The following is a 12,451-nucleotide window of genomic DNA, read 5'->3' on the forward strand; positions in this document are numbered from 1 at the left end:
TGGCGCGCCGTAACGGCCGAACCAGGCGAAGGCCAGTGCATGAGCCAGCACGATGGCGATCAGGAACACGCCGAGCAGGCGTGCGAACAGGCTGTCGGGGCGCGCCATCAGCGGATCTCGGCAACGTCGAGCAGGTAGCCTTCGCCGCGCACGGTCTTGATCAGGTTGGGGTTGCGCGAATCGTCGCCGAGCTTCTGGCGCAGCCGTGAGACCAGCAGGTCGATGCTGCGGTCGAAGGCCTCGATGGCACGGCCACGGGCGGCGTCGAGCAATTGCTCACGGCTGAGCACCCGCCTCGGGCGCTCGAGGAAGGCCCAGAGCAGGCGGAATTCGGCGTTCGACAGGGGCACCACCAGCCCGCTTGGCGCCTGCAGCTGGCGTAGTACGCTGTGCAGCGTCCAGTCGGCGAAGCGCAGTTGCGACGGTGGCTCGTCACGTGGTGTGTCACGCCCATCGCGCACCCGGCGCAGGATGCTCTGGATGCGCGCCACCAGTTCGCGCGGTTCGAACGGCTTGGCCATGTAGTCGTCGGCACCCAGCTCCAGGCCGATGATGCGGTCGGCCGGTTCGCAGCGGGCGGTGAGCATGAGGATCGGGATATCGGACGTGGCGCGCAGCTCGCGGCACAGGCTCAGGCCATCTTCGCCGGGCAGCATCAGGTCGAGAATCACCGCGTCGAAGTGCCCCCCGGCCAGGGCCAGGCGCATGGCCGCGCCATTGCCAACCGCCTCGCTGGCGATGTTGAAGCGCGTCAGGTAGCCGCCAAGCAGCTCGCGCAGCTCTTCGTTGTCGTCGACGAGCAGCACGCGCGTGGTACGGGGTGTGGCTTCGGTCTGGGTCGTGTCATGCACCAGGGACGGCTCCATCGGCAACGGAAGATACCGGGGCGCCAACGCCCCGTGAGAGTCTCGGTGATCGGCGTATCCGGAACGTGTCGGTAATGTATCGGCGATGATACAAAGCCGCGCTGCGTTGCGCTGTCACACGGATCGACCGGTGATCGGCGAGGGTCTTTTTAAATTCCATAAAAGAATAAATAAATCATTATTTATTCTTTTTATTTTGGTTTGTTCCTGGGCAATAGTGAGCGCCACAGCACGCCGCTACCGAGGAGCATCAGCATGAGCATTCGCCTGGGCGATATCGCCCCCGACTTCGAGCAGGATTCCAGCGCAGGCCGTATCCGCTTCCACCAGTGGCTGGGTGACAGCTGGGGCATCCTCTTTTCCCACCCGGCCGACTTCACCCCGGTGTGCACCACCGAGCTGGGCTTCACTGCCAGGCTCGAGGACGAATTCGCCAAGCGCGGCGTCAAGGCCATCGCCCTGTCGATCGACCCGGTTGACTCGCACCTGAAGTGGATCGACGACATCAACGAGACGCAGCACACCGCCGTCAACTTCCCGATCATCGCCGATGCCGACCGCAGGGTCTCCGACCTCTATGACCTGATTCACCCGAACGCCAGCGACACCCTGACGGTGCGCTCGCTGTTCGTGATCGACCCGGACAAGAAGGTGCGCCTGACCATCACCTACCCGGCCAGCACCGGGCGCAACTTCAACGAGATCCTGCGGGTGGTCGATTCGCTGCAGCTGACCGACACCTACAAGGTGGCCACTCCGGCCAACTGGCAGGACGGTGACGAGGTGGTGATCGTGCCGTCGCTGAAGGATGAAGCCGAACTCAGGCAGCGCTTCCCGAAAGGTTACCTTGCGCTGAAGCCCTATCTGCGTCTGACCCCGCAACCGAATCGCTGAGGGCCGAGCATGCACGTCGTGTTGCTCTCCGGCAGCCCTGCGGCGCGTTCGCGCACCGAGGTGCTGCTGGATCATGTGCGCCATCGTCTGCACGCGCAGCGGGTCGAGGTCACGCTGCTGCGGGTGCGCGACTTTCCCGCCGAGGAGCTGTTGCATGCGCACTTCGACAGCCCGTCCGCCCGGCATCTGCAGGCGCTGGTGGCCAGTGCCGACGGCCTGGTGGTCGGCACGCCGGTGTACAAGGCGTCGTTCAGCGGGGCGTTGAAGGTGGTGCTGGACCTGCTGCCCGAGCGTGCCCTGGCGCACAAGGTGGTGCTGCCTCTGGCCAGTGGCGGCAGCCCGGCGCATCTGCTGGCGGTGGATTACGCGCTCAAGCCGGTGCTGGCGGCGTTGAAGGCTCAGGAGATGCTCAGCGGCGTGTACGCCGTGGACCGACAGATCGCCTACCCGGAAGCGGGCCGGCCGGCGCAGATCGCCGATGAACTGCGCGAGCGCCTCGATGAGGCCCTGGATCAGCTGCAGGCAGCCCTGGCGCGACGGCCACAACCGCTTGACCCGAATCTGTTGAACGACCGGCTGGTGAACGCCCGCTGGAGCATCTGAATCACCCGCAACACCCCGCCTCACTCGCCCGCCAACGGGCAAGCAGGCCCACACTCAATCTGCAAAGGAGGTCGCCATGGGCGCCAACACTTTGCGTCGGAGTCTGGTCGCCCTGTTTGCCGCGACCCTGACCTTCGGCGCCATCCATGTACAGGCCGAGACGCTGCGTATCGGTTACCAGAAGTACGGCACCCTGGTGCTGCTCAAGTCCAGTGGTGCGCTGGAGAAACGCCTGGCCGAGCAGGGCGTCAGCGTGCAATGGACGGAGTTTCCCGCCGGGCCGCAACTGCTCGAAGGGCTGAACGTGGGCTCCATCGACTTCGGCACCACGGGCGAAACCCCGCCGGTATTCGCCCAGGCCGCTGGTGCCGACCTGCTCTACGTCGCGTTCGAGCCGCCGGCTCCGCACAGCGAGGCGATTCTCGTGCGGCAGGATTCGCCGATCGTGACGGTGGCCGACCTCAAAGGCAGGAAAGTCGCCCTGAACAAGGGCTCCAACGTGCACTACCTGCTGGTGCGTGCGCTGCAGGAGGCCGGCCTGAGCATCCACGACATCAGCCCGGTGTACCTGCCCCCTGCCGATGCCCGGGCCGCCTTCGAGCGCGGCAGCGTCGACGCCTGGGTGATCTGGGATCCCTTCCAGGCCGCCGCCGAACAGCAACTGCAGGCGCTTGCGCTGCGCGATGGCAGTGGCCTGGTGGACAACCACCAGTTCTACCTGGCGACCCGTGGTTTCGCCACAAAGCGCCCGCAGGTACTCAGCGCCCTGGTCGAGGAGATTCGCGGAGTGGGTGGCTGGGTCCAGGACAACCCCGAGGAGGCGACCCGGCAGGTCGCGCCGCTGATCGGCCTGCCGTCGGAAATTACCCGCCAGGCCGTCGAGCGCCAGGGATACGGGGCGCGGTTCATCACGCCGCAGGTGGTCGAGGCGCAGCAAAAGATCGCCGACACCTTCACCGAGCTGAAGCTGATTCCCAGGCCACTGAACATCAGGTCGGTGATCTGGAATCCACCCGCCAAGGTGGCCCAGGCCCGCTAGGCCCGCCGCCCGGATACCAGCCGGGCGGTAGCGCAGATTTCCCCGGACTGCATCCGGGCTACGACGACTTCCCAACAAGGAGACCATTGCATGAGCCTCGATATCTTCTGGTTCCTGCCTACCCATGGTGACGGCAAGTACCTGGGCACCGCCGAAGGTGCCCGTGCCGTCGATCACGGCTACCTCAGCCAGATTGCCCAGGCGGCCGATCGCCTCGGCTATGGCGGCGTGCTGATTCCCACCGGGCGTTCCTGCGAGGACTCCTGGCTGGTGGCGGCATCCCTGATACCGCTCACGCAGCGGCTGAAATTTCTCGTTGCGCTGCGCCCCGGGATCATCTCGCCCACCGTGGCGGCACGGCAGGCGGCGACCCTGGATCGTCTGTCGAACGGTCGTGCGCTGTTCAACCTGGTGACCGGCGGCGACCCGGAGGAGCTGGCTGGAGACGGCCTGCACCTGTCGCACGCCGAGCGCTACCAGGCGGCTGTCGAGTTCACCCGCATCTGGCGCCGTGTGCTGGAGGGCGAAAACGTCGACTACGACGGCGCTCATATCCAGGTCTCGGGCGCCAGGTTGCTCTACCCGCCGCTGCAGCAGCCGCGCCCGCCACTGTACTTCGGCGGCTCTTCCGATGCCGCGCAGGAGCTGGCCGCCGAGCAGGTCGAGCTGTACCTGACCTGGGGCGAGCCGCCGGCGGCCGTGGCCGAGAAGATTGCCCAGGTGCGTGCGAAGGCGGCTGCCCACGGACGCGAGGTGCGTTTCGGCATTCGTCTGCACGTGATCGTGCGCGAGACCAGCGCAGAAGCCTGGGCGGCGGCGGAGCGCCTGATCAGCCATCTGGACCAGGACACCATCGACCGTGCCCAGGCCTCGCTGGCGCGCTTCGACTCGGTGGGCCAGCAGCGCATGGCCGCGCTGCATGGTGGCAGTCGCGACAACCTGGAGGTCTCGCCCAATCTCTGGGCCGGGGTCGGCCTGGTGCGCGGCGGTGCCGGCACTGCCCTGGTCGGCGATGGTCCGACCGTCGCGGCAAGAGTCAAGGAGTACGCCGCGCTGGGCATCGACACCTTCATCTTCTCCGGCTACCCGCATCTGGAGGAGTCGTACCGGGTGGCCGAGCTGCTCTTTCCGCATCTGGACGTGGCCCGGCCAGAGCGTCCGGAAAGCCGCGGTTACGTCAGCCCGTTCGGCGAAATGATCTCCAGCGACATCCTGCCGAAGGCCGCTTCGGCGAGCTGAGGGTGGCGCAGGCACAGGTTTTCCCGGATTGCATCTGGAGTACATCGACCCTCTTTCCCAGCCCTCCGCAGCGTTCAGGGCGCTTCAGCGGGCGAAGTGGGAGAGGGGAGCCGAGCCGTGCTCCAGCCGAACCAGCGGCGCCGATCAGCCCCCTCTCCCATTCATGGGAGAGGGTTGGGGAGAGGGCGCTTTTTGATCCCGTAGCCCGGATGCAATCCGGGGAATACAGAGGCTACACAAGTTCTCGAGGCAGAAAATGAGCAACACGACCCTTCACAAACTGGCCCTGCGCGCCGCGCCCTGGGCCCTGCCGCTGGCGCTGCTGGCGGCCTGGCAGCTGGCGGCCGGCAACGGCCTGTTATCCAGCCGCATCCTGCCGGCCCCTGGTGCCGTGCTGGAGGCCGGCTGGCAACTGCTGGTCAGCGGCGAGATCTGGCGCCACCTGGCCGTGAGCGGCCAGCGCGCGGCCAGCGGCTTCCTCATCGGCGGTGCGATCGGCCTGCTGCTGGGCTTCGTCACCGGCCTGTCGCAATGGGGCGAGCGCTTTCTCGACAGTTCGGTGCAGATGATCCGCAACGTGCCGCACCTGGCGCTGATTCCGCTGGTGATCCTCTGGTTCGGCATCGACGAGGCGGCCAAGATCTTCCTGGTCGCGCTGGGCACGCTGTTTCCCATCTACCTGAATACCTACCACGGGATCCGCAACGTCGACCCGGCGCTGGTGGAAATGGCGCGCAGCTATGGCCTGTCCGGTTTCGCCCTGTTCCGCCAGGTGATCCTGCCTGGCGCGCTGCCGGCGATCCTGGTCGGCGTGCGCTTCGCTCTCGGCTTCATGTGGCTGACGCTGATCGTCGCGGAAACCATCTCGGCCAATAGCGGCATCGGCTACCTGGCGATGAATGCCCGCGAGTTCCTGCAGACCGATGTGGTGGTGCTGGCGATCCTGCTCTACGCGGTGCTCGGCAAGCTGGCCGACGTCGCGGCGCGTGGTCTCGAGCGCGTGTGGCTGAGCTGGCATCCGGCCTATCAGGCCAAGGCAGGTGGCCAATGACGGTGCTGCATGCCATTCGCCAGGGTATTGCCCTCGCCATCGAGCGGATCGAGAAATCCTTCAGCGGGCGTCAGGTACTCAAGGACATCGACCTGCAGATTCCCGCTGGCCAGTTCGTTGCGGTGGTCGGCCGCAGTGGCTGTGGCAAGAGCACGCTGCTGCGCCTGCTGGCGGGGCTGGAGCGGCCCGGCGGTGGCCAGCTGCGGGCCGACGGAGGCGCGCTCGACGCGCTGCGCCAGGATGTTCGCCTGATGTTTCAGGACGCGCGTCTGCTGCCCTGGAAGCGGGTGATCGACAACGTCGGCCTGGGCCTCTCCGGTCCCTGGCGCGAGCAGGCCGAGGCGGCGCTGGCGGCGGTCGGCCTGGCCGATCGCGGCAATGAATGGCCGGCGGCGCTGTCCGGCGGGCAGAAGCAGCGCGTGGCCCTGGCGCGGGCGCTGATCCATCGTCCCCGCCTGCTGCTGCTCGACGAGCCGCTCGGTGCGCTGGATGCACTGACCCGCATCGAGATGCAGCGCCTGATCGAGCGCCTGTGGCAGCAGCACGGCTTCACCGTGCTGCTGGTGACCCATGACGTCGCCGAGGCCGTGGCGATGGCGGATCGGGTGATCCTGATCGAGGACGGCCGGATCGGCCTCGATCTCGACGTGCAGCTGGCCCGCCCGCGTCTGCATGGCTCGCCGCAGCTGGCGGCGCTGGAGGCACAGGTGCTCGAGCGTGTGCTGGCGCTACCGGAGTTGCCGGTGCCGGCGCCGCCCCTTTCACCCCTGCCCACGCAACTGCGCTGGGCGCAGTGAAGCAGCGGCAAGTCACAAGCTTCAAGCAGGAACAGCACGCGTTTACTTGCGGCTCGGAGCTTGCCGCTTGCCGCTCATTTTCGACCCCAGGAGAAAACAGCATGACCATCAAAGCCATCAATGTGCGCAACCAGTTCAAGGGCACCATCAAGGAGATCGTCCTGGGTGACGTGCTCTCGGAAATCGATGTGCAGACCGCTGCCGGTCTCGTCACGTCGGTGATCACCACCCGTTCCGTGCGCGAACTGGAGCTGCAGGTCGGCAGCGAAGTGATCGCCTTCGTCAAATCCACCGAGGTGTCCATCGCCAAACTGTGAGGTGCCCCCAGCCGGCCTCGGGTCTGGAGGCCGGCTATTGGCTGATGCTTTTGGTTATAAATCGAGAATTAAAAGATATTTTTCAGCTATAAGATTTTTCTGCAGAATCGCGCCATCAAATAGCCTGCCCGCAGGTTCCTCTTTCGATAAGGACGCCTTAGATGCTGAAGAAGATCGTTCTGGCCACCGTGGCCAGCGCCACCCTGCTGACCGGCTCGCTGAGCCATGCCGCGGCCGACACGCCATTCCACAACGCTTCCTACGACATCGCCCGCGAGCTGTTCGGCGAGATCAACCCCAAGTTCGTCGAGTACTGGAAGGAACAGTCCGGCAAGGACGTGAAGATCATCCAGTCCTTCGCCGGGACCTCGCGTCAGGCGCAGGACATCATCCAGGGCAAGAAGGTCGACGTGGTGACCTTCAACCAGGTGACCGACGTGGACATCCTGGCCAAGCGTGGTCTGCTGCGCGAGGACTGGGCCGAGCAGTTCCCCAACAACAGCTCGCCCTACTACAGCACCACCGCGTTCCTGGTCCGTGAGGGCAACCCGAAGAACATCAAGGGCTGGGACGACCTGATCCGCGATGACGTCAAGCTGGTGTTCCCCAACCCGAAGACCTCCGGCAACGCCCGCTACAGCTACCTGGCGGCCTGGCTGTTCGCCAACGAGAAGTTCAAGGGTGACGAGGCGAAGATCAAGGCTTTCGTCGGCAAGCTGCTGCACAACGTCGAGAACTTCCCCACCGGCGGTCGTGGTGCCACCGTGGCCTTCGCCCAGAACGGCCAGGGCGACGTGCTGCTGACCTTCGAGTCGGAAGTGATCAACATCGCCAAGGGCGACGAGTTCAAGTCCGCCAACCTGCAGATCGTGGTGCCGGAAGTCAGCGTGCTGGCCGAGTTCCCGGTGGCCATCGTCGACAAGGTGGCTGACGAGCGCGGCACCCGCGAGCAGGCCAAGGCCTTCCTCGACTTCCAGTACAGCAAGGACATCCAGCAACTGCTGACCACCTACAACTACCGTGTGCACAACCCGGAAGTGGTCGAGGCGACCAAGGCCCAGTTCGCCCCGGTACGCCTGATCAACCCCAACGATGTGCTGGGCAGCTGGGATGACATCACCGCCAAGCACTTCGACAACGGTGGTATTCTTGACCAACTCCTGGCTGAGGGCCGTTGATACTCGCCCTCGACAGCCGATTTTCAGGTTCGTTGGCCGCCTTCTTGGCGGCCAACTGCATTTGTAGAGCCGAGCTTCTTCGTGAGTAGATCGACGCTGTTCTTCCTGCAGACTCCGCTGTTGCCGGGCTTCGTCCTGAGCTTTGGCGTCAGCGTGCTGTACCTCTCCCTGGTCATCCTGCTGCCGCTGTCGGCGTTGCTCCTGTATGTCAGCGACATGACCTGGGCGCAGTACTGGTTCGCGATCAGCGACCCGCGCGTGGTGCAGACCTACAAGGTGACCATTTCCGCGGCCTTTTTCTCGACCCTGGCGGTGCTGGTGATCGGGCTGCTGCTGGCCTGGATCATCACCCGCTACGACTTTCCCGGTCGCCGCATCGTCGACGCGCTGATCGACCTGCCGTTCGCCCTGCCCACGTCGGTAGCCGGCCTGACCCTGGCCACGCTGCTGGTGCCCAACGGCTGGATCGGCCAGTGGCTCGGTTTCAAGGTGGCCTATGCCTATGCGGGGATCATCGTGGCGATGGTCTTCACCAGCATTCCCTTCGTCGTGCGCACCGTGCAGCCGGTGCTGCAGGACCTGGGCGCGGAGTACGAAGAGGCCGCGCGCACCCTGGGCGCCAACCGCCTGCAGACCTTCCGCCATGTGGTGCTGCCGACGCTGACGCCGGCGCTGGTCACCGGCGGCTCGCAGGCCTTCATTCGCAGCCTCGGCGAGTTCGGCGCGGTGATCATGATCGCCGGTAATATCCCCTACAAGACGGAGGTCAGTTCGCTGATGATTTTCGTCCGTCTGCAGGAGTTCAACTACCCGGCGGCCGCAGCCATCGCCTCGGTGATCCTGCTGGCGTCGCTGACGCTTCTGTTCATCCTGCAGGTCGTGCAGGGACGTCTGTTCGCATGGCAACGGCAAGGTCGATGAAAAAACCTCAAGATTGGCGCCAGTGGGCGCTGGTGCTGTCCGGCCTGGCCGTGGTGGCGTTGATCCTGCTGGTGCCGCTGGCGCTGATCTTCACCAAGGCGCTGGCGGGTGGCCTGGAGTTGCTGTGGAGCAACCTGGGCGAAGACTACATGCTGCATGCCATCGGCCTGACCCTGTTCGTCGCCGCCATCACCGTGCCGCTGAACCTGTGCTTCGGCATCTGCCTGGCCTGGTGCGTGACGCACTACGACTTCCGTGGGCGCAAGCTGCTGACCACGCTGATCGACATTCCCTATGCGGTGTCGCCGGTGGTCGCCGGCCTCTGCTACCTGGTGGTGTACGGCCTGGAGAGTTTCATCGGGCGCTGGTTTTACGATAACGGCATGCAGCTGATGTTCGCCTGGCCGGGCATCGTCATGGTCACGGTGTTCGTCACCGCGCCATACGTGGCGCGTATCCTGATCCCGGTGATGCAGGCGCAGGGCCAGGACGAGGAAACTGCCGCCATGTGCCTCGGCGCCAGCGGCTGGCAGATCTTCCGGCGCATCAGCCTGCCCAAGATCAAGTGGGCGCTGCTGTACGGCGTGGTGGTGACCAACGCCCGTGCGGTGGGCGAGTTCGGCGCGGTATCGGTGGTGTCCGGCACCATCATCAACCAGACCCTGACCCTGCCGTTGCTGGTCGATCAGCTCAACAACGACTACAAGCCGGCCGCCGCCTTCACCGCTGCGGGCCTGCTGGCGTGCATGGCGCTGCTCACCCTGCTGCTGAAGACCTTCATGGAGTGGCGGCAGCGCAAGCTGATGCAGCGCGCCGAGGCCTGATCGCGGGGGCGTTGTGGTGGATGTGCAACGCGGCGTCCACCTGGCCTTCAATCGCGGCTGAAGCCGCTCCCACGATGTTGTGGTGTTGCGGTAGAGCAGCGTCAGCAGGGGTTGTCCGCGATCAGCGCGGTGCACCTCGAAGCATCGCCAATCATCTCGCTCCCGTAGGCGCGGCTTCCGCCGCGATGCTCTTGGGCTGCGCTCAGCGCCGATTACGTCCGCCATTTGCGGTTGCGCTGATCCCTTTGGTGGATGTGAAGAGCGACATCCACCCTGCGGATCGAGGTCTTGCGCCAGGCGCCGTCGCCTGTAGGAGCGGCTTCAGCCGCGATGCTCTTGCTCTGCGCTCAGGCGCCGATTACGTCCGCCATTCGCGGTTGCGGCGATCCCTTTGGTGGATGTGAAGAGCGACATCCACCCTACGGATCGAGGCCTTGCACCAGGCGCCGCTGCTCGTAGGAGCGGCTTCAGCCGCGATGCTCTTGCTCTGCGTTCAGCGCCGATTACGTCCGCCATTTGCGGTTGCGCTGACCCCTTTGGTGGATGTGAAGAGCGACATCCACCCTACGGATCGAGGTCTTGTGCCAGGCGCCGTCGCCTGTAGGAGCGGCTTCAGCCGCGATGCTCTTCCGGCGTGGCGACCTGCACCTGGTTGCGCCCGCCATGCTTGGCGGCGTACAGCGCCTTGTCCGCGCGCTCGCGCAGTTGCTCGGCGTCGCTGTTGACGTCGGTCCCGGCAATGCCGGCGCTCAGGGTCACGGAGAACTCGCCGCCGTCGGCGATGAAGCGCAGTTCGGCGAAGCGCTGGCGAATCTCGTCGACGATCAGCCGCGCCTGCTCCGGCGAGCAGTCGGGCAGCACTGCGAGAAACTCCTCGCCACCGTAGCGTCCCAGGCTGTCGATGCGCCGCAGCCGCTGGCGCAGCAGGTTGGCCAGCGCGCGGATGACGTTGTCGCCGGCGGCGTGGCCGTGGTCGTCGTTGACCCGCTTGAAGTGGTCGATGTCGAGCATCACCACGCTGGTGCGGTCGCCGCTGCGCAGCGAGCGTTCCAGTTCGATGGCCACCTGCTCCTTGATATCGGCGTGCTTGAGCAGGCCGGTCAGGCTGTCGCGGGCCAGGGCGATGGACAGCAGGCGCGCACGCTGGGCACGGGAAAACACCGTGGCGACCAGCGCGTTGTCGGAAATGGGCTTGGTGATGAAGTCGTCACCGGCCTTGATCAGGGCGTTCATCTGCTTGCTGATGTCGGTCTCCGCCGACAGGTAGATGATCGGAATGCGCAGCCAGTCGTCGTTGCAGCGGATGATCTGCGCCAGCTCGGGGCCGCTGCAGTCCGGCATGTTGACGTCGAGCAGCACCACCTCCGGGTTGAAGTCACGCAGGTGGGCGAAGATCTGCGCAGGTTCGCTGAGGATCTCCACCAGCATGCCCGCATCGCGCAGCACCAGGCTGTAGCGGCTGGCCAGGTCCTGGTCGTCGTCGGCGATCAGCACGCGGTACGGCTCGCCGCTCTGCTGGGAGAAACAGCGCTCCAGGCGGCTTTCCAGCTGGGGTATGTCCACGGGCTTGCTGAACAGCCCCATGGCCCCGGCGCGAACGGCCTGCAACTGGGTGGCGAAGTCGTCCTGCTGGTCGGTGAGCACCAGCAGCGGCAGCGGTTCTTCCAGGCGCTCGCGCAACTGGCTGGCGTAGTGCAGCCCGCAGCTGGCCTCGCCGGGCAGCTTGGCGTCGATGATCAGGGCGTCGGGCGTCTGCTGCTGCAGGGCCGCGTCGAGGCCGGCGATGGAATTGAAGTGCTCGGCCTGGTAACCGAAGTTGTTCAGCGTCTGGCGCATGCTCTCGCCAATGGCCGCTTCACCCTCGAGGATGTAGATGGTGCGGCTGCCATCCTCGTGGCGGGGGGGCTTGCGTCCGCTCTCGCTCGTCTCGCTGCTGGCGCTGGCGTTGATGGGCTGTTCGCCGAGCGCCTGCAGGGCGCTGATGAAGTCGTTGAGCCCCTGTTGCTGGCGCGACTGGCGTTCCATCCAGCGTTCGGCATGTTGTTCCAGCTCACGCGCCTGCTGGCCGAGCTGGGTGAAACCGAAGGTGCCGGCGCTGCCGGCCAGGCGGTGCAACTGGTGGCGCAGCTCCAGCAGCACCCGCTTGCGCTCGATGTCGTCGGCCTCCAGCAGCAGGCCGCCCAGTTGCGCCAGGTGCGGCAGCTCCTGGCGCAGGCGCTCGCTGAACTGCTGGCTGAGCTGCTGCAGGTGCTGCTGCAAGGCCTGGGGTACTGCGCTGCCCTCGTGTTTATCCATGGCGCTGGTTCCAGATGTCCCGGACCTGGGCCGCGAGCTGCATGGGGTCGAAGGGTTTGATGATCACCCCATGGGCGCCCAGGCTGCGGTAGTGGGCAACTTCATCGGGCTGCACCTTGGCGGTCATGAAGGCGACCGGGATCTGCTCGGTGTTGACCAGTTGACCGAGCAGCTCCAGCGTCTTCGGACCGTCCATGCCGGGCATCATCACGTCCAGCAGGATGAAGTCGGGCGCAAAGCCCTGTACCTGGTCGAGGGCGTCCTGGCCGCTGGCGCAGGTCAGCACCTGAAAGCCGCCCACGGCTTCCAGGGCTACCTTGGCCACGGCCTGGATCGAGGGGTCGTCCTCGACGTGCAGGATGCGCTTGAGCTCGGTCATCGGCGGTACCCGGTGGTTGGCTGTTGTCAGCAGTGTGGTACAGCTTGG

General features: G+C 65.6%; 13 protein-coding genes and 1 pseudogene. 10 read left to right on the forward strand and 4 right to left on the reverse strand.

What is annotated here, in order from left to right; translation table 11 throughout:
• Together EPK82_RS25080 and EPK82_RS24275 are read right to left on the reverse strand one after the other, a co-directional pair.
• A pseudogene (locus tag EPK82_RS25080) lies at positions 1-111 on the reverse strand (two-component sensor histidine kinase); the annotation flags it as partial.
• Positions 108-866 carry a response regulator gene (locus tag EPK82_RS24275; RefSeq protein ID WP_037051364.1) on the reverse strand — a complete coding sequence of 253 codons (759 nt, stop codon included), beginning with the start codon at positions 864-866 and terminating at the stop codon, positions 108-110. The pseudogene EPK82_RS25080 and the gene EPK82_RS24275, both read right to left, overlap by 4 nt.
• Positions 867-1,121: 255 nt before the next feature.
• On the opposite strand from EPK82_RS24275, the gene EPK82_RS24280 reads away from it, so the two are divergent.
• From EPK82_RS24280 to cysW, 10 genes are all read left to right on the forward strand, one after another.
• On the forward strand, positions 1,122-1,760 hold the full coding sequence (locus EPK82_RS24280; RefSeq protein ID WP_134678305.1) for a peroxiredoxin: 639 nt from the start codon (positions 1,122-1,124) through the stop codon (positions 1,758-1,760).
• Between the two features lie 9 nt (positions 1,761-1,769).
• Positions 1,770-2,363: an NADPH-dependent FMN reductase gene (gene ssuE / locus EPK82_RS24285; RefSeq protein WP_134678306.1), complete on the forward strand. Its 594-nt coding sequence runs from the start codon at positions 1,770-1,772 to the stop codon at positions 2,361-2,363.
• Between the two features lie 76 nt (positions 2,364-2,439).
• Positions 2,440-3,402 carry a sulfonate ABC transporter substrate-binding protein gene (locus EPK82_RS24290; RefSeq protein WP_134678307.1) on the forward strand — a complete coding sequence of 321 codons (963 nt, stop codon included), beginning with the start codon at positions 2,440-2,442 and terminating at the stop codon, positions 3,400-3,402.
• A 90-nt stretch (positions 3,403-3,492) separates the two neighbouring features.
• Positions 3,493-4,641: an FMNH2-dependent alkanesulfonate monooxygenase gene (gene ssuD / locus EPK82_RS24295; RefSeq protein WP_134678308.1), complete on the forward strand. Its 1,149-nt coding sequence runs from the start codon at positions 3,493-3,495 to the stop codon at positions 4,639-4,641.
• Between the two features lie 256 nt (positions 4,642-4,897).
• Complete coding sequence (ssuC, locus tag EPK82_RS24300; RefSeq protein WP_134678309.1) at positions 4,898-5,692, forward strand: aliphatic sulfonate ABC transporter permease SsuC; 795 nt, start codon at positions 4,898-4,900, stop codon at positions 5,690-5,692.
• A complete protein-coding gene (gene ssuB / locus EPK82_RS24305; RefSeq protein WP_134678310.1) occupies positions 5,689-6,489 on the forward strand; it encodes an aliphatic sulfonates ABC transporter ATP-binding protein in 801 nt (266 codons plus the stop codon). Before ssuC ends, ssuB begins: the two co-directional genes overlap by 4 nt.
• A gap of 101 nt (positions 6,490-6,590) precedes the next feature.
• Positions 6,591-6,806, forward strand: a complete 216-nt coding sequence (locus tag EPK82_RS24310; RefSeq protein WP_037051381.1) for a TOBE domain-containing protein — start codon at positions 6,591-6,593, stop codon at positions 6,804-6,806.
• 161 nt (positions 6,807-6,967) lie between these two features.
• The gene (gene cysP / locus EPK82_RS24315; RefSeq protein ID WP_134678311.1) at positions 6,968-7,984 is read left to right on the forward strand and encodes a thiosulfate ABC transporter substrate-binding protein CysP; all 1,017 of its coding nucleotides are present in this window, start codon (positions 6,968-6,970) and stop codon (positions 7,982-7,984) included.
• An 81-nt stretch (positions 7,985-8,065) separates the two neighbouring features.
• Positions 8,066-8,905, forward strand: coding sequence for a sulfate ABC transporter permease subunit CysT (cysT, locus tag EPK82_RS24320; RefSeq protein ID WP_134678312.1), 840 nt, complete (start codon positions 8,066-8,068; stop codon positions 8,903-8,905).
• Entirely contained in the window at positions 8,902-9,729 is an 828-nt protein-coding gene (cysW, locus tag EPK82_RS24325; RefSeq protein ID WP_037051388.1) for a sulfate ABC transporter permease subunit CysW, read from the forward strand. The genes cysT and cysW overlap by 4 nt, the downstream gene beginning before the upstream one ends.
• 612 nt (positions 9,730-10,341) lie before the next feature.
• Here cysW and EPK82_RS24330 read toward each other — a convergent pair.
• Both EPK82_RS24330 and EPK82_RS24335 read right to left on the reverse strand, forming a co-directional pair.
• Positions 10,342-12,024, reverse strand: a complete 1,683-nt coding sequence (locus tag EPK82_RS24330; protein ID WP_134678313.1) for a diguanylate cyclase — start codon at positions 12,022-12,024, stop codon at positions 10,342-10,344.
• Positions 12,017-12,403 (reverse strand): response regulator, encoded by a 387-nt coding sequence (locus EPK82_RS24335; protein WP_037051390.1) that lies wholly within the window; start codon positions 12,401-12,403, stop codon positions 12,017-12,019. The genes EPK82_RS24330 and EPK82_RS24335 overlap by 8 nt, the downstream gene beginning before the upstream one ends.
• Between the last annotated feature and the right edge of the window lie 48 nt (positions 12,404-12,451).

The sequence above is a fragment of the Ectopseudomonas khazarica genome, from assembly GCF_004521985.1.
In the GTDB taxonomy this organism is placed as follows: domain Bacteria; phylum Pseudomonadota; class Gammaproteobacteria; order Pseudomonadales; family Pseudomonadaceae; genus Aquipseudomonas; species Aquipseudomonas khazarica.

What these genes read in the sequence shown, in the direction of transcription:
- ssuD (WP_134678308.1), top strand. Translation starts at nt 3,493, where the DNA reads ATGAGCCTCGATATCTTCTGGTTCCTGCCTACCCATGGTGACGGCAAG.
- cysW (WP_037051388.1), top strand. Translation starts at nt 8,902, where the DNA reads ATGAAAAAACCTCAAGATTGGCGCCAGTGGGCGCTGGTGCTGTCCGGC.
- ssuE (WP_134678306.1), top strand. Translation starts at nt 1,770, where the DNA reads ATGCACGTCGTGTTGCTCTCCGGCAGCCCTGCGGCGCGTTCGCGCACC.
- EPK82_RS24335 (WP_037051390.1), bottom strand. Translation starts at nt 12,403, where the DNA reads ATGACCGAGCTCAAGCGCATCCTGCACGTCGAGGACGACCCCTCGATC.
- EPK82_RS24290 (WP_134678307.1), top strand. Translation starts at nt 2,440, where the DNA reads ATGGGCGCCAACACTTTGCGTCGGAGTCTGGTCGCCCTGTTTGCCGCG.
- EPK82_RS24330 (WP_134678313.1), bottom strand. Translation starts at nt 12,024, where the DNA reads ATGGATAAACACGAGGGCAGCGCAGTACCCCAGGCCTTGCAGCAGCAC.
- ssuB (WP_134678310.1), top strand. Translation starts at nt 5,689, where the DNA reads ATGACGGTGCTGCATGCCATTCGCCAGGGTATTGCCCTCGCCATCGAG.
- EPK82_RS24275 (WP_037051364.1), bottom strand. Translation starts at nt 866, where the DNA reads ATGGAGCCGTCCCTGGTGCATGACACGACCCAGACCGAAGCCACACCC.
- EPK82_RS24280 (WP_134678305.1), top strand. Translation starts at nt 1,122, where the DNA reads ATGAGCATTCGCCTGGGCGATATCGCCCCCGACTTCGAGCAGGATTCC.
- EPK82_RS24310 (WP_037051381.1), top strand. Translation starts at nt 6,591, where the DNA reads ATGACCATCAAAGCCATCAATGTGCGCAACCAGTTCAAGGGCACCATC.
- cysP (WP_134678311.1), top strand. Translation starts at nt 6,968, where the DNA reads ATGCTGAAGAAGATCGTTCTGGCCACCGTGGCCAGCGCCACCCTGCTG.
- ssuC (WP_134678309.1), top strand. Translation starts at nt 4,898, where the DNA reads ATGAGCAACACGACCCTTCACAAACTGGCCCTGCGCGCCGCGCCCTGG.